Origin of the sequence: Grimontia sp. AD028, assembly GCF_000973155.1 — a bacterium.
Taxonomy (GTDB): domain Bacteria; phylum Pseudomonadota; class Gammaproteobacteria; order Enterobacterales; family Vibrionaceae; genus Enterovibrio; species Enterovibrio indicus.
Genome location: NZ_LASY01000049.1, coordinates 39,159 through 59,250, shown reverse-complemented (window position 1 = coordinate 59,250; position 20,092 = coordinate 39,159). Strand labels below are relative to the sequence as shown.

Below are 20,092 nucleotides of genomic sequence, written 5' to 3'. Positions count from 1 at the left end.
TCGGCTGTTTTTCGTCATTTTTTGTTTAATGTAACAATCCATTGTGAGGTCGGCCTGATAGTCAAAGCAGCATAAAGAAGCCCTTTATGCTGAAAGTTTGTCAGTAAAAAACCGGTACATTCCTCAATCTGCCTCAGGCGATAGCGCACCGTATTAGGGTGAATGGAAAGCGACGAAGCAGCTTTATCTATATCACTGTTCTGGAGGAACCACGTTTGCAGTGTGCTCAACAGAACCGGATTTTTATCGGTAATGGTTTGGAGAATATTGTCGACTTGTTCAAGTTGCCAAGTTTCGGAAATCGGATTAAGCAGGGCGGCCAGCGGATAATCAGAAATATTGGCTAAATGCTGGTTTTCCGGCAACCCGTTGAGTAAAGAGCATAATCCGGAAAAAGCACTTCGCACGCCACCAATGGAATGAACTGGAGTGCTGAACACCCAGCGATATTTGTTTGTGCCTTTCATATCTTTTAGCAGGCGCTTCGTACTTTTCTCCCAGTGCATGTGCTGCGTTTCCTGTTTCTTGCCTTGAAGGGGAACAAGAATGACCAAAGTCATGCTATTGCAGCTGGCCTTGAGAATGTGTGGATTGATCTGGGAGAGCTGTTTGGTGATGGTGCGTTGGTCAATGTCAATCGGGTGCTGGCATAGTGCAATGCCGAATGACGTATCCATGTTGACGTTGAGCTTGGCGGCAATCGAACGCAAATGATCTTCGTTGGTTTCGTATTGTAACCACTGCTGAACAAATTCCTCTTTTCTGGTTTCACTCCACCTTAATAATTCCAATTCGTGTGCATGTTCAACCGTCATTTCGGCGGCCATCCTAACCAGCTCGCCATACTGTCTGACATCCTCCAGCCTTCCCGATATCCCAATCACGCCGATGGCCTGATCCTTAAAAAATATGGGCAGATTAACACCGGGTTTTACGCCCCACATGTTGTGCTGCATTTCGTCAGTAATTTCGATAGTGCGCTTTTCGGATAGCGCCAGAATCGCGCCTTCGTGGCGTTGATGAAGCCTCGAATGATCGGTAGAGGCAATGATGTAACCTTGCTCATCCATGACATTCAGGGCATTTTTTATGATCTTTATCGCGCGTTGGACAATGGCGTTGGCTAAGTCTGGCGTAATCTTCATGGATAGCTATGAAAGGATATTGATATTTCCCATAGATTACTTTTCGCAATGAGTAGGGTGCTTCATTGTTGATGAAATATGTGAACTTCATAAGTGAAAAAACGCGTTGCATCTTATTAGAGAATATAAACAATGGCCTCTCAATGATCGGAGGGTACACGTGGACTACGAATTTCGACGCAATACTTTAGACGATAGCTTTCATGCGGAACTATCAATGGGGCATGAGGCACTGGGGCGTTGGCTGGTTGATGAACTTGGCACAGACCATGATGCCATTGATGAAGTTTTGGAAAATCTGAAGCTGGTCATGGAGCAAGGTGTTGAATGGACTCGCTCAGGTAAAGTGTTCCTCCTGCAACTGACACAGGAAGAAGCCTTGGTGCAGGCCAATATCGTGCTTGAAGGTAGTGATGAAGAGATGCCAGATGTGGACCTTCATGCCTATGAAGAGGAAAGTGTGTCACTTTGTGGACCGGAAGACCTCCTTTTGGTGCTTGAAGCATGGCAAGACTTCATCCGCCGCTATGGTCGCTAATTGACTGATATTTAAAGATAACGGTAAAGGATGACCGTTAGTCCAATCTTTTATCCTTCTATTGTCCAACTTTCCTGACGCAACTTTTTGGTGCGTACCCCTCAACTTTCCCCAGCATTGCCTGATTGCGGTGAATTCCACGCACCAATATGGTGCGCCAAAAATCATTGAATTTACAATTTAACGGTAAGTGTCTGAATAATAATAAAATAAAAAACTGGCACGCCATTTGTTTATTACTTGACCAGAACACAATTAAATTCTGGTTCAAGGAGACGGTAATGAAATTGATCAACGCAATTATCAAACCCTTCAAGCTCGACGATGTGCGTGAAGCACTGGCTGAAGTCGGCGTAGATGGGATGACAGTGTCAGAGGTAAAAGGTTTTGGTCGTCAGAAAGGCCACACAGAACTTTATCGCGGCGCGGAATACCAAGTGGATTTTCTGCCTAAAGTGAAGCTGGAAATTGCAGCGCATAGCGAAAACGTTGACGAAATTATTGAAGCCATCAGCAAGGCGGCACAGACCGGCAAGATTGGCGATGGAAAGATTTTTGTTTATGACCTCCAGCAAGCTGTACGTATTCGTACTGGCGAGATGGACGCAGAAGCGATTTAAGGGTTTAGGGGAGTAAGAAAGATGGAACTGACTACAACTGTGACAGAGCTGCGTTACGCGCTCGATACCTTTTTCTTTTTGATTTCAGGTGCACTTGTAATGTGGATGGCGGCAGGTTTTGCCATGCTGGAAGCTGGTCTGGTGCGTTCTAAAAACACCACGGAAATTCTCACTAAGAACGTTTGTCTGTATGCGATTGCGTGTACGACTTACCTGCTGGTGGGCTACAACATCATGTATGTCGACAACACGGAAGGCGGCTGGCTGCCATCGTTCGGTGCCTTGATTGGTACTCAAAGCGAAGGCGCGGACCACTCTCTTGAATCTGACTTTTTCTTCCAGGTTGTCTTCGTAGCGACTGCAATGTCTGTGGTTTCTGGTGCAGTAGCTGAACGTATGAAGCTTTGGGCTTTCCTGGCGTTCTCTGTTGTACTGACAGCGTTTATCTACCCAATGGAAGGTTACTGGACGTGGGGCGGTGGCTTCCTGTCAGAAGCTGGTTTCAGCGACTTCGCAGGTTCAGGTATTGTTCACATGGCGGGTGCTGCTGCGGCATTGGCAGGTGTTCTCCTGCTGGGTGCACGTAAAGGCAAATACGGCAAGAACGGTCAAATCTACCCAATCCCTGGCTCAAACCTGCCACTGGCAACCCTGGGTACTTTCATCCTGTGGTTCGGTTGGTTCGGCTTCAACGGTGGTTCGCAGCTGATGGTTTCAGACTTTGAAAACGCAACAGCAGTTGGCCAAATCTTCCTGAACACCAATGCAGCAGCAGCAGCGGGTGCTATTGTGGCACTGGCAGTGTGTAAAGCCACTTGGGGTAAAGCTGACCTGACAATGGTATTGAACGGCGCGTTGGCTGGTCTGGTAGCGATTACTGCTGACCCACTGTCACCATCTCCAGTCGCGGCACTGACTATCGGTGGTCTGTCTGGTGCACTGGTTGTTATCAGTATCGTTGGTCTGGATAAACTGAAGATTGACGATCCAGTAGGTGCAATCTCTGTGCACGGTACTTGTGGTCTGTTTGGTCTGCTGGCAGTACCTTTCAGCAACGCTGACGCGACTTTCGGCGCACAAATCTTCGGTGCAGCAGTTATCTTTGCTTGGGTATTCGGTGCAAGCCTGGCGGTTTGGGCAGTGCTGAAAGCCACCATGGGTATCCGTGTAGGTGAAGAAGAAGAACTTGAAGGCATGGACTTCCACGACTGTGGTGTAGATGCTTACCCAGAGTTTGTTAGCGTGAAATAATATGTAACATTTCTAGGTGCTTACCAAGCCCTGCATCCTTTGGATGCGGGGCTTTTTGCTATTTATCGGTTACATAACGTATTGCATACGCATATTTGGTGTGTATACTAATCGCATTGATAAACGTTCTCATTTGAATTTGCACTTTAGGGAATCAAGGATATGAAAAAGCTGTTGACTGCATCAGCACTGATGTTTGGAGTTATGGGTACAGGCGTAGCGCAAGCTGCAGAAGAAGTGAACGTATACTCTTACCGTCAGCCGTTTCTGATTGAGCCAATGCTTGATCAGTTCACCAAGGAGACAGGTATCAAGGTAAACGTGAAGTTTGCTAAGAAAGGTATGGCTGAGAAAGTTGAGCAGGAAGGCGAATACAGCCCGGCTGACGTTCTGCTGACCGTTGATATCTCTCGTCTGATGGAGCTGGTAAATAAAGACCTGGTTCAACCTGTTGATAGCAACATCATTGATGAAAACGTACCTGCACAATACCGTGATGGTGAAGATCGCTGGTTTGCCCTGACTACGCGTTCTCGCGCGGTATACTCTTCTCGTGACCGTGTAGGTCAACTGGGTGCGGATTTTGACTACATGGATCTGGCGAAGCCTGAATTCAAAGGAAAAATCTGTACACGCTCTGGTAAGCATCCGTACAATGTTTCCCTGGTTGCCTCTATCATCGCTAACCATGGCGAAGCAGAAGCAAAAGCATGGCTGGAAGGCGTGAAAGCGAATCTGGCCCGTAAACCACAGGGTAATGACCGTGCACAAGTCAAAGCGATCTCTGAAGGTCTGTGTGACGTGTCTCTGGGTAACAGCTACTACCTGGGTAAAATGCTGGCCGACGAGAAGCAAATTCCTTGGGCTGAGAGCGTATACCTGAACTACCCTGGCCAAAAAGCTGACGGCACACATGTGAACATCAGCGGTATGGCAATGGCGAAATACTCGCCAAACAAAGAAAACGCACAAAAACTGATGGAGTACCTGACGTCAGATGCGGCACAAAAGATGTACGCGGAAGTGAACTACGAAGAGCCAGTTAAGCCGGGCGTTGCAAGCTCTGAGCTGGTGGCCTCTTGGGGTGAATACAACGCAGACGATCTGCCACTTGAAACCATTGCGGATAACTACGCAACAGCGATGAAGCTTCTTGATGAAGTGAAATTCGACCTGTAATGGTGAAGGGGGAACTTGGTTCCCCCTTACTGCATTCTGACGCCATAATGTTGTAGGCAATGTTAGAACAGAATCGATTTTTGAAAGCCAGTAGTTGGGTGTTTTCCCTGCTGCTGGTTTTGCCTATTTTGGCAATCTTTTACACTTCGCTTGGTGAATCCGACGAAGTCTTTGGTCACCTGATGTCTACGGTGATGGGTACTTACACGCTCAATACCGCGTTGTTGGTCTTAGGCACTGTTTCTCTTTCCCTTTTAATGGGCATTCCCTCAGCCTGGTTGATGGCCAACTATGCCATTCCCGGAGATCGTTGGTTGCAGTGGGCCTTGGTACTTCCCCTTGCAATGCCCGGCTATATTGTTGGTTATATCTATACCGATTGGTTTGATTTTGCTGGCCCTATTCAACTCCTTCTGAGGGATGTGACAGGCTGGACATCAGCCGCGCAATACTGGTTCCCTGATTTACGCACCTTGCCAGGTGCATGTTTTGTCTTGGCGTTAGTGCTGTACCCGTATATCTATCTTCTTGCCCGTGCGGCTTTCATGGAACAAAGCCTGACGCTGACTCAATCGGCACGCCTGCTTGGCTGCACCCCAACACAAAGCTTTTTCCGTGTTTCACTGCCGCTTGCCCGTCCTGCTATTGCAGTGGGAGCTTCGCTGGTTGCTATGGAAGCGCTCGGTGATTTCGGTACCGTTTCCTATTTCGCCGTGAGTACGCTGACAACGGCGGTATACGACACTTGGTTGGGCTATTCCAACCTCAATGCAGCAGCGAAGATTTCTGCCATTATGCTGGTGGTGATTTTTGTGCTGATTAGCAGTGAGCGCTATAGCCGCCGCAAACAAAAGCTTTTCAGTCAGAATGTCACGCCGGACACCATTGCCAAATCACCGCTTCGAGGCAAATACAAAGTGTTGGCGACATTATGGTGTTGGGGGCTTTTCACCATCGCGTTTATCGCGCCGCTTGGCCAACTTCTTATCTATGCGTGGGATTACCATTCCAGCAGTTCGGTGGAAGATTTTGCACAATACAGTGTGAACAGCCTTTATGTGTCGGCAATTGCTGCCGTGGTGGCATTGATTATTGCGCTATTGGTGAATTTCTATAAGCGTCTTTCCGGCCGTGCTGCGAGTAATGTGCCTATCCGTATCGCCTCAATGGGGTATGCGGTACCAGGGACTGTGCTGGCGATTGGTGTGCTGATTTTCCTGACCAGTGCTGATCACATTATCAATGATATTGCTAAAGCCATGGATTGGGGACGTCCGGGACTCCTTCTTTCCGGCACTATGTTCGCCATGTTGACAGCATTTGTGGTACGTTTCAGTGCGGTCGCAATCGGCAGTGTTGAATCGAGTCTTGCAAAGGTTTCACCGTCGCTGGATATGGCTGCGCGCACCATGGGCTGTAATGTACGCAGCATGATTCAGCGCGTGCAATTACCTCTTATTCGCCGTGGCTGTTTGATTGCCATGCTGCTGGTATTTATTGAATCGATGAAAGAGCTTAATGCGGCATTGTTGCTTCGCCCTTTTAATTTCGAAACGCTGGCGACCTATGTCTTTAACTATGCTTCCGACGAACACCTTGAATATGCAGCTTTACCAGCAGTATTACTGGTGTTGGTTGGACTTATCCCTCTGATCATGATTAACCGTTCTTTGGAGCAAAGCCACTCATGAGTTGTGCACTGACTGTAAGCAATCTGATTTGTCGTTATAACGGCCAGGCAGTGCTGAATGATCTCACGTTCCGAGTCGAAAAAGGCGAAATTGTCTGCCTACTCGGGGCAAGCGGCTGCGGTAAAACGACTCTGCTGAAAGCCATCGCTGGCCTGCTGCCTTTAGACAGTGGCGAGATGATGATTAATTGCCGCCAGATTGTAGGCCCCTCGCTGAATGTGCCACCTGAGCAGCGCAATATCGGCATGATTTTTCAGGACTATGCCCTGTTCCCACACCTAACCGTGGCAGAGAATGTGTCGTTCGGTCTGAAAGGTTGGGACAAATTGGCCACCAACGCACGTGTCCAAGAAATGCTGGCGTTGGTAAAACTGGATGGTCTCGAAAGCCGTTATCCGCATCAACTTTCCGGCGGTCAACAACAGCGTGTTGCGATTGCTCGCGCGTTGGCTGGTAAGCCAGATCTTCTGTTACTGGATGAACCTTTTTCCAATATCGACACGCAAGTGCGCCACAGTCTAATCAAAGAAATCCGCAAGATTTTCAAAGAGCAGGGTGTGACGGCCATTTTCGTCACCCACAGTCGAGAAGAAGCCTTTGCTTTCGCCGATAAATTGGCGGTGATGAATAAAGGTGTGATTGAGCAATATGGTGGTGCGACCGATCTTTACTACAGTCCAAGCAGCCGTTTTGTGGCAGATTTTCTGGGACACGGCTCATATGTGCCGGTATCTGTAAATGGCGACAGTAAAATGTATACGCCATTGGGAGAGTGGCCAGTAGAGCAAGCCGCAAATGGCAGCGATTTGGAATGGCTTATCCGCCCACAAAACCTCTCAATTACCCCAGATGATTCTGGCAATGGTGTCGTGAGTGATGTGCAGTTTATGGGTGACAGTTGCCGCTATCTCGTGGATGTGAATGGACAAAGCTTAATGGTTTACTCTAACCAGCTTTTGGATATGGGTGACAAGGTTAGACTCGATATCAGGCCACACCCGCCGGTGCTGTTCGAAGCCTCTTAATGTGAGTGAGTTGACATAGAATACAAAAAACCGGCATAAGCCGGTTTTTTCTTGGTTGCTTGCGGGACTTAGTGGCCGCAAAGCATGTCAATGTAACCATCCGCCTGGCGAATCAATGCTTCTTTATCCGGTTGCTGGTTAGTTTGAAGATAAAGAATGTAGCATACACCGTCAAAGAGTCGTGCCAGCTCAATGGCTGAGCGACGTTCTGGGATCACACCTTCTTGAATGCCGTGATTGAATAGGGCGGTGTATTGCTCCAAAACCACGTTTTTGCCTTCCACAAAATTTGGCCAGATGTCTTCGCGGATAGATGTGCTCCACTCATACCAGACTTTCAGCCACTCTTTGTCTGCCAACGCTGCGTCGATCACCGCGGAAGTCACGAACGACAATGAATTACGAACGTGGTTTTTTCCCAAGTGAAGGTGGCGGGCAATAATCTGTTGAAACTCTTTTTCTGCTTCTTTGAGTACGGCTTCGACGAGATCTTCCCGGGTTGGGAAGTAATTAAATACGGTTGCCACAGAGACTTGCGCCATATCTGCAATATCTGCATGCCCTGCACGCCCGATGCCACGCTTGGAAAACACTTCCAGCGCATAGCCGAGCAGTTGTTCCTTCCTCTGCTCAGGCGACAAACGGGTCCTTGTACGTCCACTTGATGTAGTCATCCTGGTTCCTGCCAACTTATAACGAATTTAGTCTGCCTATATCGGACAAACTTTATATTGATGTAACACGCTAAATAACAACTGCTTGCGAAGTGTACAACAGCAACAAGTTGCTTAACAACGGCTTGACGCTATAGAGCGTCGAAATTTTGACGTGCATCGAGAGTAGGCTTGAGCAAGCGGCAGTGGTAGAATGTCCGACCTCATTTACACAGGTAGTCTGGCGGATAGCCGTCGAGGGTTAAAATGAAACATACCGTAGAAGTGATGATTTCAGAGCAAGAAGTCCAACAGCGTGTGAAGGCGTTGGGTGCTGAAATCACTGAGCACTATAAAGATTCTCAGGACCTGGTCATGGTTGGCCTGTTGCGTGGTTCTTTTGTATTCATGGCGGATCTGGCGCGTGCAATTGAGCTGCCTCATTCAGTCGACTTCATGACAGCATCAAGCTACGGCAATGCGATGGAAAGTACCCGTGATGTGCGTATCCTGAAAGATCTGGATGACGACATCAAAGGGAAAGATGTGTTGCTGGTGGAAGATATTATCGACACTGGTAACACCCTGAGCAAAGTATGCGAAATCCTGTCTATTCGTGAGCCTAAATCTATCCGCATCTGTACGCTGCTCGACAAACCAGAGCGTCGTGAAGTCGATGTACATGTAGATTGGTATGGCTTCAAAATCCCTGATGAATTCGTCGTGGGTGTGGGCATCGACTATGCTCAGAAATATCGCCACCTGCCATACATCGGTAAAGTGGTACCACTGGAAGGTTAATCGCCTAACAGCCATGAAAAAAGCGACCAACTGGTCGCTTTTTTGTTTCTGGGTATGTCAGGGGTTATTCAGGAATGAGTTCTGACATGGCTGACTCATAGCCCGCTTCCAATGTCGCAACACTATTCGCTGTCATTCCCAAATCCTTCAGTACACCATCACTGATGTCATAGAACCAACCGTGAATCTTCACGTCCTGCCCGCGCCCCCAAGCGGCACGTAGTATGGTGGAATTACCAAGATTGTAGACCTGCTCGGCAACATTGATTTCACAGAGCTTATTACCCTGCTCTTCTAGTGTGAGGCCGCTTAGGTAGCGTTTGTGCTTTCGGTAGAGATCGCGGATGTGAAGAAGCCAGTTGTTGATAAGGCCGAGTTCAGGGTTTTCAATCGCGGCGTGCACGCCACCACAACGGTAATGTCCACAGATGATGATGTGTTTTACCTGAAGCACGTCAACAGCATACTGAACCACAGAAAGGCAGTTAAGGTCAGTATGGACAACTTGATTGGCCACGTTTCGGTGAACGAATAGCTCACCCGAGTCCAGACCTGTCAGACGCTCCGCCGGTACGCGACTGTCAGCACAACCTATCCATAGGTATTCAGGGTGCTGGGATTTTGCTAATTCCGCAAAGTAAGCCGGATTGTCTTCTTTGATGGTTTTGGACCATTTCACATTATTCGAAAGAAGCTGCTTAATTTGAGCCATGGCGCCCCCTAAAAAATTCTGCGAGCAACTATACACCACAAAAGATCATATTTAGATACAATTTAACACTTTCTACTCAACATTTTAGCTCCTCCTACCAGCAGTATGGTTGATATAACAGATCCCTGTTACCGTAATTGATCGGTATACTAGGGCGCGCTTTATCTCCTCCCCGCTAACCATTTGGGAACAAAATGTGTACACCAATCGCCGAAACGGCGGAGGGTTTGGGTAAAGGTGCGTTTCAGTCTGGCTTGAATGCACCAAAAAGGAGCGAATTGCCCAAGTAGGCAGTTTTGTAGCTTGCCAAAAAGGAAGTATTAAAAGGGAGCAAGTTGTGAATTTAGACCGATTCAAACACTGGAGCCTGAAAGGCGACATTTTCGGCGGTGTCACTACTGCCATCATTTCTCTTCCCCTTGCGCTTGCATTTGGTGTCGCCTCTGGCGCTGGTGCTGAAGCAGGTCTTTGGGGCGCTATTCTCGTTGGTTTGTTTGCTGCGCTGTTTGGCGGCTCCTCCACACTGATTTCTGAACCGACCGGCCCGATGACGGTCATCATGACCGCTGTCCTCACCTCGATGATGGCGAGGTACCCTGAAACGGGCATGGCAATGGCCTTTACTGTCGTTATGATGGCGGGCGCATTCCAGGTCTTACTGGGCACGCTGAAGCTGGGTAAGTACGTCACCTTAATGCCATATAGCGTGGTATCCGGTTTTATGTCTGGTATTGGTGTAATACTGATACTGTTGCAAATTAGCCCGCTAATGGGGCAGGCAGCGCCTCCTGGCGGCGTGCTGGGAACGATTCAGGCATTGCCTGAAACCGTCTCGAATCTCAGTTTTAAAGAGCTCTTCCTCGGCCTTCTGACTCTGGGCATTCTGTTTTACTTTCCGAAAAAATACCGTAAGTACATTCCAGCCCAGCTCGTTGCGCTGGTACTGGTAACCCTGTTATCTGTCATTTTCTTTGATATCGAGAGCATTCGCCGTATCGGTGAAATTCCGACAGGTTTGCCGTCGATTGTGTTCCCGACTTTTACCCCAGAACAGCTCACCACTATGGTGATTGATGCGCTGGTGCTGGGTACCTTGGGTTGTATCGATACGCTGCTGACGGCAGTGATTGCAGACTCATTGACCCGTGAAGAGCATAACTCTGACAAAGAGCTTCGTGGTCAAGGTATTGCAAACATCATTTCCGGTATGTTCGGTGCACTGCCAGGTGCCGGTGCCACCATGGGTACGGTGGTGAATGTGCAGGTTGGCGCCCGCTCACCGTTGGCAGGGATTGTTCGCGCCCTTATTCTCGCGGCAGTGGTGTTGGTAGCAGGATTCCTGACAGAACCCATTCCGATGGCCGTGTTGGCCGGTATCGCACTTTATGTGGGTATTAACATTCTTGATTGGAGTTTCCTGCAGCGCGCCCACAAGGTAAGTAAGCACCAAACGGCCATTATGTATGGCGTCATGGCACTGACAGTCTTTGTCGATTTGATTGTTGCCGTCGGCTTGGGTGTTTTCATTTCCAATGTGATCGTGATTGAAAGGCTTAGCCGAGAGCAGGCGAAGCAGGTGAAAGCCATCAGTGATGCGGATGAGGATGATGTTCCTCTAACAGACGAAGAGCGAGATTTATTAGATAATTCTGATGGAAAGGTGTTGTTTTTCTATCTCTCCGGCCCAATGATCTTCAGCGTGTCCAAAGCCATCTCCCGACAACACACCAGTATCAGCGATTATCGCGTCATGATCCTGGATTTGAGTGATGTGCCTCTGATTGACATGACAGTGGGTCTCGCGCTGGAAAACGCCATTGCCGATGCCCGCGAAGCGAATTGTACTGTGTTCTTGCTCAGTCCTCATGAGCAGACCACAGAACAGCTAAAACGCCTTCATGTTGGCGACTGGGTCGCTGACACGCACATGTTCGATTCCCGTTACGATGCGCTCAATGCTGCCAAGCGGCTAACGGAAGTCATGCCATAAAAGAATAAATAACACTTATGAAAGCAATTGAAATCGACAATCTGGTCAAGGTATATGGCACGGATGTCAAAGCGCTTAAAGGGGTGTCTTTATCGGTTGAGGAGGGCGATTTTTACGCCCTTCTTGGTCCTAACGGTGCCGGAAAATCCACGACGATTGGGATCGTCAGCTCACTGGTAAACAAAACGTCTGGCAAGGTGAAGATTTTCGGTTACGACATCGACACCCAACTGGTTGAAGCCAAAAAACAAATTGGACTGGTGCCTCAGGAGTTTAACTTCAATCAGTTCGAGAAAGTGGAACAAATCGTTGTTAATCAGGCTGGGTACTACGGCGTAGAGCGTGAAGAAGCGAAGCGCCGCGCTAAAAAATACCTCACCCAGCTCGACCTTTGGGAGAAGCGCAACGAATCTGCCCGTAATCTGTCTGGTGGTATGAAGCGCCGTCTGATGATTGCGCGCGCCCTGATGCACGAGCCAAAACTGCTTATTCTGGATGAGCCTACAGCGGGTGTAGATATTGAACTGCGCCGCTCGATGTGGACTTTCCTGCAGGAAATCAACAAGCAGGGCATCACTATCATCCTGACCACTCACTATCTCGAAGAAGCGGAAATGCTGTGTCGTAATATCGGCATCATTAACCGTGGTGAGCTGATTGAAGACACCTCGATGAAAGCGCTTTTAAAGAAACTGGATGTGGAAACCTTTGTTCTGGATCTCGCACCGGACAGCTCAGTAAAAAGCCTGGAAGGCGTTCAGTGGGTGCAAGTCGATGACCACACACTGGAAGTTGATGTGCATAAACACACAGGCCTGAACACTGTCTTTGAACAGTTGACCGCGCAAGGTATCCAGGTGCTCTCGATGAGAAATAAAGCTAACCGATTGGAAGAGTTGTTCGTGACGCTGGTGCGCGAAAATGCGGAGGCCAAAGCATGAATAAACTTTACTGGGTGGCTTTTAAAAGCCTCATCATCAAGGAAGTGACCCGCTTTACCCGTATCTGGGTGCAAACGCTGGTGCCACCTGCCATTACCATGACCTTGTATTTCATCATCTTCGGTAACCTGATTGGCAGCCGGATTGGTGAAATGGGCGGCTTCAGTTACATGGCTTACATCGTACCGGGTCTTATCATGATGTCGGTGATCACCAACTCTTACTCCAACGTGGCCTCTTCCTTTTTCAGTGCCAAAATGCACCGGAACATTGAAGAACTGATGGTTGCACCTGTACCGAACTACATCATGATCGCCGGTTATGTCGGCGGCGGTGTGGCAAGAGGCTTGGCGGTTGGGGTGATGGTCTCCATGGTGTCGCTGTTTTTTGTCGACCTTAAGATTGCCCATCTCGGCGTGATTGTGGCCACGGTGTTCCTAACATCGGTGGTCTTTTCACTAGGTGGATTGATCAATGCTGTGTTTGCAAAAAGCTTTGATGACATCAGTATCATCCCGACCTTTGTACTCACACCGCTGACGTATCTGGGTGGGGTGTTTTATTCGCTCTCTCTGCTTCCTGAATTCTGGCAGGGCGTGTCGAAGCTGAACCCTATCGTCTACATGGTGAATGCTTTCCGTTACGGCTTTCTTGGTGTGTCTGATGTGAATATCGTGACGTCATTTGCGGTATTAAGTCTGTTTGTCGTCGGACTGTATACACTGGCATGGTATCTCATCAGTCGTGGTATTGGCCTTCGAAGCTAAGCGCGATACGATACCAATCGTAGTAAATATCTGCTCATCCTAGCTTGTTAAAATGCTCGATAACTGCGTTGAAAAGTTTGATTGTAGAGTTGCTACTTATCGAAACTTTTCGCCTTGTTCTTGAGCATTTTTCCTACGCTATTTATGAGCACCTACCTACTGTGATTGGTATAAGTAGAAAAAAACCGCCTTCCGGCGGTTTTTTTCTATCTGAGTGCGACTGCATTACTCTTCGCTGTCGTCAGTGACCTGCGGGGTCAAATCAACAGTAAGGTTATCGATAAGTCTAACCTGGCTCAGGAAGGCAGCTGCCAGAATCACGGCTTTAGAAGTGTGCTCGCTGATAGGTTGCAAGGTGTTGGCATCACGAATGAAAATCTCGTCAGGCTCCAGACCTGCTGCGCGCAGCTGGTCGTTACCGTCAAGCACCAGTTCGCTGTAGTCGCTACGGCCACCACGCATTTGGCTACTGATCCAACGCAGGGTTTTTGCCAACACTGGCGCACGTTGACGCTCATCGACGGTCAAACGGGTATTACGGCTGCTCATGGCAAGCCCATCCATTTCACGCACTGTGGCAACAGGAATGATTTCGATAGGCAGGCAAAGATCGTCCACCATCTTTTTAATCACGGCAAGTTGCTGGAAGTCTTTCTCACCAAAGCAAGCCACATCCGGCTGAACCATATTGAACAGCTTGGAAACAACGGTTGCTACGCCTTTAAAGTGGCCTGGGCGGGAAGCGCCTTCAAGCACACCGGAAAGGCCCGGAACATCCACAAATGCGTGATTGTCCATGCCATTGGGGTACATGATGTCTGCGGTCGGGGTGAATACCACCTCAACCCCTTCAGTGTTCAGTTTGGCAATGTCTTCATCCAGCGTGCGAGGATACGCCGCCAAATCATCCGCTTTATCAAACTGCATTGGGTTAACGAAGATGCTAACAACCACTACATCGGCATTCTCACGGGCTCTGCGAACCAGAGTGAGGTGACCGTCGTGCAGGTGACCCATGGTAGGGACAAACGCAATGCGCTGGCCTTCACGGCGCCATTGCTGAACCTGTTCACGGAGTGGGGCAATCTCAGCGATTACTTGCATTTATCGGCATTCCTCAGTTAAACGTCTGCTCTGGGCCAGGGAACTCGCCGCTTGCCACTTCTTCAATGTAACGGGACACAGCCAGACGCATGTCGCCCGTTTCTTTCAGGTAGTTTTTGGAAAAACGTGGGATGTAGTTAGCAGAGATGCCGAACATGTCGTGCATCACCAGAATCTGGCCGTCCGTCGCATTACCTGCACCGATACCAATGACAGGTACACGGACAGCATCAGTGATGCGCGCAGCCAGCGCTTTTGGCACACATTCCAGCAAGATAACCTGAGCACCGGCTTTTTCGAGTGCGAGTGCATCCTGAACCATTTGCTCTGCTTTTTCCTCTTCGCGGCCCTGAATTTTAAAGCCACCGAAGATATTAATGGATTGAGGGGTCAGGCCAAGGTGCGCACAAACAGGCACAGCGCGTTGAGTCAGCATGGTGATGGTATCAGCCAGCCAAGCGCCGCCTTCCACTTTCACCATGTTGGCGCCTGCTTGCATTAGAACCGCTGCGTTCTTGCAGGCTTCTTCTGGCGTGGCAAATGACATAAATGGCATGTCGGCCATCAGAAGGCTGTTTGGGCTCCCTGCACGCACACTGCGCGTGTGATAAGCGATTTCGTCAATCGTGACTGAAAGGGTGTCACTCTTTCCTTGCAAAACCATGCCTAGTGAGTCGCCAACCAGCAACACAGGCATTTCCTGCTCTTCAAACAATTGGGCAAAACTGGCGTCATAAGCAGTTGCCGAAGCAAATTTACGTCCTTCCTGCTTCCATGCCATTAAGGTACTAATCGTAATTTTTTTCATCTTGTCTCCCAAACCCTGCTTGTTTTGTTTCGGTGCCTAGGCGAGTGTGCTTACGCGAGGGCAGTCAGGCCGTTTTTATCCGTGACGGCGACCAGCTCTGCGACAGCACTGCCATCAGGCAGCTGCAAGTCAGGGGCTATTTCGGCGAGAGGGTAAAGCACGAATTCACGCACTTTCATCCCGTAGTGTGGAACGGTTAACCGTTCACTTTCCAGCTGGAGATCCCCATACAGCAGGATATCCAAGTCCAGAGTTCGTGGTCCCCAGCGTTCATCTTTACGCTCGCGGCCGAACTCCAGCTCAATGCGCTGTGTATGATCAAGAAGATCTAACGGTTGAAGCTCAGTGTCAATGGCTGCAACCGCATTCACATAATCGGGCTGGTCGGCGGGACCCATCGGCTTACTGCTATAGAGCGAAGATGTACAGACAAAGCGGGTACCCGGTAGATGTTTCAGTGCCTCAATCGCATGTTGGGCTTTCTCTACCGGATTACCTAAGTTACTGCCTATAGCAATGTAAGCGCGGATCATGATTCTGTATTCGACTTCGGTTTAGGCTTTCGGCTGCGAGGCTTGGTTTTGCGGCGACGTCGGGTCTTTTTCGCTGCGCTGGCCTTGTTCAGCACCTGTACCATGTCATGGCGATCGTCACGATTCGCTCTTTGGAAGTCATCCCACCAGGTGGCGAGCTCTTCCAGTTGTCCGCCTTCAATCTTGCCACGCATTTCAAGGAAATCGAACGCAGCGCGGAACTTGTTTTGTTCCAGCAGTTTGTAAGCGCGGTTACCTGAACGACGACTCAAGCGAAGCTGTAATTGCCAGATATCGCGAATCATTGCAGTGAAGCGGCGCGGGATCGCGATGCTCTTCACTTGCTCATCCAGAATGTCATTGGCCGCGACCATAAAGGCGTCGTAGTAGCTCAGGCCACTTTCGAAGGCGATTTCTTCTGCGCGGGTTTCCAGTGGATACCACAGCATAGCGGCATACATAAAGGCTGGATTGATGCGCTGGTCATTGGCGACGCGATCGTCGGTAGATCTCAGCACCAGCTCCAACATCTTCTCGCATTTACTGCTGCGATCTTCGGTGAAATGCTCATCAAGGATCGGGAACAGTGGCGAAAAGAGATTGTAGTCACGCAGCAGGCGATAGGTATCCAAACCGTTTCCGGATTGCAAAAGCTTGAGACTTTCTTCAAACAGACGGGCGGCAGGAATATCACGAAGCAGGTGAGCCAGCGCAGGAATTGGTGCGGCTGTAGCTTCGTTAATTTGCATGTCGAGCTTCGCGGCAAAGCGCACTGCACGCAGCATACGAACCGGGTCTTCACGGTAACGGGTTTCCGGATCGCCAATCAGGCGGATCACGCGGTTTTTCAGGTCCTCAACGCCGCCTGCATAATCGCGTACCGAGAAGTCATCAATGTTGTAGTAAAGGGCATTGACGGTGAAGTCACGGCGCTCTGCATCTTCATCGATGGTGCCGTAAACGTTGTCTCGCAGCAGCATGCCGTCATTCGACTGGCTGGCGGACTTATCACCTTTATCAGCGCCGTGGTGACCACGGAAGGTCGCCACTTCAATCACATCACGACCGAAGAGAATATGTGCCAGACGGAAACGGCGGCCAACCAGGCGGCAGTTTCTGAACAGCTTGCGCACTTCTTCCGGCGTCGCGTTGGTCGCGATATCGAAATCTTTTGGCTGTTTATTAAGCAGCAAATCACGCACACCACCACCAACGAGGTATGCTTCAAAGCCTGCTTTATTCAGGCGATAGAGCACCTTCAGCGCATTTTCGCTGATATCTTTTCTTGATATACCGTGCTCTTGGCGTGGAATAACTTCTAGCTTCAGGTCATCAATCGCGCGTGTTTTATTATCGCGATTCAATACCTTACGGCAAAAGCTGGTAACTCGATTAAAGATAACTCACCTCGTATCTGACAGGTCGGGCCATAAAAACGACGGCATATGATATATCACCGCTCCGTATTTTAGAAAGCTGTAATCACTTCCGTCTCATTTGGCAGCTTGTTTATCTGCCAGTTTTTCTCGCCCCAAAGGAGCAGTTCTGCCACCGGAGCCCTCTGTAATTCAGCAGGAACAGGGTGCCCTAAAAATGCCAATGCAGCTTCAAGGGCGGGACCTGGGTGGGTGTTGTCGATGGCCGGTGCATGGTTTTGCTTAGAAAGCTTATTACCGTCGGCGTTGAGTGCAAGTGGCAAGTGTAAATAACTCACCTGAGGTGCGCCCAGTTTTTGATAAAGAGAAACCTGTCTTCCCGTCGGCTCAATAAGATCCGCGCCACGAACGACCTCTGTGACACCTTGATGAATATCGTCCATTACCACCGCCAGATTGTAGGCATAAAGCCCATCACGGCGCTTAATAATGAAATCTTCCGCCGCCATCGCAGCGTCGAGTGGCATCACGCCATGTTTGATATCAACAAACTCTGTCACCGGGCTATCAATGCAGACTCGAACGGCAGAACCCTCAGCGTCCAGTGTCCGTTGCCGGCAAGTGCCAAGGTAAATGCCACCGGCGTCTTTTATCTGGCGTCGGGTGCATTGACAGAAGTAGGCTTCACCGTTTCTTAGCCAGTGCTCGATCTGCGCTTGATAGGCATCATAGCGGTCATGCTGGTAAAGGATGCCGTCATCCCAATGAAGGCCGTAGGCGTCCAGTGTTTTGAAAATGGCATCAGCCGCCCCGGCGACTTCCCGTGGCGGATCGATATCTTCGATACGAACCAACCATTTACCTTGATGGGCTTTGGCCTGAAGGTAGCTTCCCAGCGCTGCCACTAAGGACCCAAAGTGTAGAGGGCCTGATGGCGAAGGGGCGAATCGCCCGACGTATTGCATTTTCTGTTTCTCTGAAAAAGGAAAAAGGGAGCCGTAGCTCCCTTTTTGCCATGAATCTCGGTAAAGCGGTAGGCTTAGCCTGCCATTTGCTTTTCTTTGATTTCCGCAAGGGTTTTGCAGTCAATACATAGATCCGCAGTAGGACGGGCTTCAAGGCGACGTACACCGATTTCAACACCACAAGAATCACAGAAACCGAAATCATCGTCTTCCAGACGCTGAAGGGTTTTGTCGATCTTCTTGATCAGCTTGCGTTCGCGGTCGCGGTTACGCAATTCCAGGCTGAATTCTTCTTCCTGTGCCGCACGGTCAACAGGATCAGGGAAATTAGCCGCTTCGTCTTGCATGTGATGTACAGTACGGTCAACTTCTTCCCTAAGCTGATTACGCCACGCTTGGAGGATTTTACGGAAATGATCAACTTGTTGATCATTCATGTACTCCTCGCCAGCCTTCTCTTGGTAAGGTTCTAACCCGGCCGTAGCCAGGATGCCCAGCGATTTTTTAACTTTGCTCTCTGGCATTAAGCGTTCTCCTAAATACACCCTGACCTGCTCGGTCAAAAGAGGGCGGTATCTATATCAGAAACCCTATAACGAGGCAATCTTTGTTTTTGCCTCTTGTCATCCCAGTGTGAAGATGTCTACATTTTTTCTCAATTCTGGGAGAACGGGACCCGTTTATTTATGCTCATATGGACTGATGAAAGTGTCGTTTGGTAACACAGAATTTCCACACCAAGTGCTTGAGCGTCTATAAGTAGCTGATTATAGACCGCATCTATGTGTTTTGCCGCTGACACCTTCTCAATTCCAGAATGAAGCACGGCAAAAAACAGCACCGCGCGTTTTCCTTGTTGGGCGAGCACGCCCAATTCCCGTAAGTGTTTCTGACCCCGAGTGGTGACAGTATCCGGGAAGAAGCCTTGTCCGTCTTCTTCCAACAACGTGACACTTTTCACCTCTATATAGCAGTCTTGTTTGTCCGGTGACTGAAGCAGGATGTCGATACGGCTCTTCTCTTCACCATACGGTACTTCGGTACGAAGGGTTTCATAACCCTGCAATTCCGCCACCACAGCCTCTTTGATCGCTTCCACCACCAGACGATTAGCCTGTGCAGTATTGATGCAAATAAGGTGCCCGTGTTGAGTTTCTGTCAGCTCCCAGCTGTTGGCATATTTGCGCTTGGGGTTGTCAGAAGTGGAATACCACACGGTATCCCCCGGTGTGGCGCAACCTGTCATGGCACCTGTGTTCGCACAGTGCATGGTGACTTCAGAACCATCCGTCAATGTCACGTCGGCAAGAAAACGTTTATAGCGACGGATTAAGGTGGCCGGTTGCAGTGGAGGGTCAAATTTCATGGTTGTCCTTGATAAATATACCGACGAACATCAACGGGTTAATGTCCAACGATTCAGGCATTGATAATGTACGCCGTGCCCATTTTCAGCCGGTACTGATGCATAAATACCGAAGTGATAAAAAGTGATTGGCGTTCGGAGAGAACGTCGGTTTTCTGTCGGTCTGGCTCGGCGCGCTAAGGTGATGTGCGGCACGAAGCGATGTTCTGCAGAGCGACCTAAGATCTTGGCGGCAGCCTCATGCAGCTGGCAGGCCAATGTGCTTAACGTGGCATTCTCCTCAACTCCCAGCCAGAGGATACCCTGTTTGGGGAATTCGCCGGTTTCTGTGGTTTGGGTTGAGATAGCCGGAAGCGATATTTTGTCTGCAACCTCACACAGCGAGCGATAGGTAGGACTGTCGACTTCGCCGAGAAAGGCCAGGGTAATATGGAGGTTATCATCGGGAACGGGCCGACCGTGCTCGGCCAGCGTTTGCTTGAGCGCAACAATGGCGCTGCGGCTGTTGGCGTTGTGCGTGTCGCTCAAATCCAAAGCGAAGAAGAGTCTGCGCGTTTCCTTGCTCAACGTCCTGCATCCTTGCGTGATTTGGGTATACTGTTCGCGTAATTCTGACATAAAGGCCTT

At 49.4% G+C, this 20,092-nt stretch carries 21 protein-coding genes; 10 read left to right on the top strand and 11 right to left on the bottom strand.

From position 1 onward, the window contains the following. Positions 1-14: 14 nt before the first annotated feature. Complete coding sequence (locus RN22_RS11535; RefSeq protein WP_082111399.1) at positions 15-1,145, bottom strand: sugar diacid recognition domain-containing protein; 1,131 nt, start codon at positions 1,143-1,145, stop codon at positions 15-17. A 160-nt stretch (positions 1,146-1,305) separates the two neighbouring features. Here RN22_RS11535 and RN22_RS11530 point away from each other — a divergent pair, with 160 nt between their 5' ends. From RN22_RS11530 to RN22_RS11505, 6 genes are all read left to right on the top strand, one after another. Beyond that, positions 1,306-1,683 (top strand): YacL family protein, encoded by a 378-nt coding sequence (locus RN22_RS11530; protein ID WP_046304384.1) that lies wholly within the window; start codon positions 1,306-1,308, stop codon positions 1,681-1,683. A 281-nt stretch (positions 1,684-1,964) separates the two neighbouring features. Then, complete coding sequence (gene glnK / locus RN22_RS11525; protein WP_002537421.1) at positions 1,965-2,303, top strand: P-II family nitrogen regulator; 339 nt, start codon at positions 1,965-1,967, stop codon at positions 2,301-2,303. A 21-nt stretch (positions 2,304-2,324) separates the two neighbouring features. Next, positions 2,325-3,554 carry an ammonium transporter gene (locus RN22_RS11520; RefSeq protein WP_002537422.1) on the top strand — a complete coding sequence of 410 codons (1,230 nt, stop codon included), beginning with the start codon at positions 2,325-2,327 and terminating at the stop codon, positions 3,552-3,554. A gap of 162 nt (positions 3,555-3,716) precedes the next feature. Further along, the gene (locus tag RN22_RS11515) at positions 3,717-4,733 is read left to right on the top strand and encodes a Fe(3+) ABC transporter substrate-binding protein (protein ID WP_002537424.1); all 1,017 of its coding nucleotides are present in this window, start codon (positions 3,717-3,719) and stop codon (positions 4,731-4,733) included. A 59-nt stretch (positions 4,734-4,792) separates the two neighbouring features. After that, complete coding sequence (locus RN22_RS11510) at positions 4,793-6,424, top strand: iron ABC transporter permease (RefSeq protein WP_046304383.1); 1,632 nt, start codon at positions 4,793-4,795, stop codon at positions 6,422-6,424. Further along, entirely contained in the window at positions 6,421-7,449 is a 1,029-nt protein-coding gene (locus tag RN22_RS11505; RefSeq protein WP_002537427.1) for an ABC transporter ATP-binding protein, read from the top strand. Before RN22_RS11510 ends, RN22_RS11505 begins: the two co-directional genes overlap by 4 nt. A gap of 68 nt (positions 7,450-7,517) precedes the next feature. Here RN22_RS11505 and RN22_RS11500 read toward each other — a convergent pair whose 3' ends face one another. Then, positions 7,518-8,123 carry a TetR/AcrR family transcriptional regulator gene (locus RN22_RS11500; protein WP_046304382.1) on the bottom strand — a complete coding sequence of 202 codons (606 nt, stop codon included), beginning with the start codon at positions 8,121-8,123 and terminating at the stop codon, positions 7,518-7,520. Between the two features lie 246 nt (positions 8,124-8,369). On the opposite strand from RN22_RS11500, the gene hpt reads away from it, so the two are divergent. Further along, a complete protein-coding gene (gene hpt, locus RN22_RS11495; RefSeq protein WP_002537431.1) occupies positions 8,370-8,903 on the top strand; it encodes a hypoxanthine phosphoribosyltransferase in 534 nt (177 codons plus the stop codon). A gap of 64 nt (positions 8,904-8,967) precedes the next feature. Here hpt and can read toward each other — a convergent pair whose 3' ends face one another. Further along, positions 8,968-9,615: a carbonate dehydratase gene (can, locus tag RN22_RS11490; RefSeq protein WP_046304381.1), complete on the bottom strand. Its 648-nt coding sequence runs from the start codon at positions 9,613-9,615 to the stop codon at positions 8,968-8,970. 337 nt (positions 9,616-9,952) lie between these two features. Here can and RN22_RS11485 point away from each other — a divergent pair, with 337 nt between their 5' ends. The 3 genes from RN22_RS11485 to RN22_RS11475 are packed head-to-tail and all read left to right on the top strand — an operon-like array spanning position 9,953 to position 13,313. Beyond that, positions 9,953-11,605, top strand: a complete 1,653-nt coding sequence (locus tag RN22_RS11485) for a SulP family inorganic anion transporter (protein WP_046304380.1) — start codon at positions 9,953-9,955, stop codon at positions 11,603-11,605. A gap of 17 nt (positions 11,606-11,622) precedes the next feature. Then, on the top strand, positions 11,623-12,546 hold the full coding sequence (locus RN22_RS11480) for an ABC transporter ATP-binding protein (protein ID WP_002537436.1): 924 nt from the start codon (positions 11,623-11,625) through the stop codon (positions 12,544-12,546). Further along, a complete protein-coding gene (locus RN22_RS11475; protein ID WP_002537437.1) occupies positions 12,543-13,313 on the top strand; it encodes an ABC transporter permease in 771 nt (256 codons plus the stop codon). The genes RN22_RS11480 and RN22_RS11475 overlap by 4 nt, the downstream gene beginning before the upstream one ends. A 225-nt stretch (positions 13,314-13,538) precedes the next feature. Here RN22_RS11475 and panC read toward each other — a convergent pair whose 3' ends face one another. The 8 genes from panC to thpR form a co-directional block, all read right to left on the bottom strand. Then, positions 13,539-14,417: a pantoate--beta-alanine ligase gene (panC, locus tag RN22_RS11470; RefSeq protein WP_046304379.1), complete on the bottom strand. Its 879-nt coding sequence runs from the start codon at positions 14,415-14,417 to the stop codon at positions 13,539-13,541. A 13-nt stretch (positions 14,418-14,430) separates the two neighbouring features. Then, positions 14,431-15,225, bottom strand: coding sequence for a 3-methyl-2-oxobutanoate hydroxymethyltransferase (gene panB, locus RN22_RS11465; RefSeq protein WP_002537440.1), 795 nt, complete (start codon positions 15,223-15,225; stop codon positions 14,431-14,433). 50 nt (positions 15,226-15,275) lie between these two features. Then, positions 15,276-15,758: a 2-amino-4-hydroxy-6-hydroxymethyldihydropteridine diphosphokinase gene (folK, locus tag RN22_RS11460; protein WP_046304378.1), complete on the bottom strand. Its 483-nt coding sequence runs from the start codon at positions 15,756-15,758 to the stop codon at positions 15,276-15,278. Then, positions 15,755-17,158, bottom strand: a complete 1,404-nt coding sequence (gene pcnB, locus RN22_RS11455) for a polynucleotide adenylyltransferase PcnB (protein ID WP_082111398.1) — start codon at positions 17,156-17,158, stop codon at positions 15,755-15,757. The genes folK and pcnB overlap by 4 nt, the downstream gene beginning before the upstream one ends. Positions 17,159-17,226: 68 nt before the next feature. Next, positions 17,227-18,099 carry a tRNA glutamyl-Q(34) synthetase GluQRS gene (gene gluQRS / locus RN22_RS11450; protein WP_046304376.1) on the bottom strand — a complete coding sequence of 291 codons (873 nt, stop codon included), beginning with the start codon at positions 18,097-18,099 and terminating at the stop codon, positions 17,227-17,229. 74 nt (positions 18,100-18,173) lie between these two features. Next, positions 18,174-18,623, bottom strand: a complete 450-nt coding sequence (gene dksA, locus RN22_RS11445) for an RNA polymerase-binding protein DksA (protein WP_002537446.1) — start codon at positions 18,621-18,623, stop codon at positions 18,174-18,176. Between the two features lie 131 nt (positions 18,624-18,754). Continuing rightward, on the bottom strand, positions 18,755-19,465 hold the full coding sequence (sfsA, locus tag RN22_RS11440; protein ID WP_046304375.1) for a DNA/RNA nuclease SfsA: 711 nt from the start codon (positions 19,463-19,465) through the stop codon (positions 18,755-18,757). Between the two features lie 30 nt (positions 19,466-19,495). Then, positions 19,496-20,083: an RNA 2',3'-cyclic phosphodiesterase gene (gene thpR / locus RN22_RS11435; protein WP_046304374.1), complete on the bottom strand. Its 588-nt coding sequence runs from the start codon at positions 20,081-20,083 to the stop codon at positions 19,496-19,498. Between the last annotated feature and the right edge of the window lie 9 nt (positions 20,084-20,092).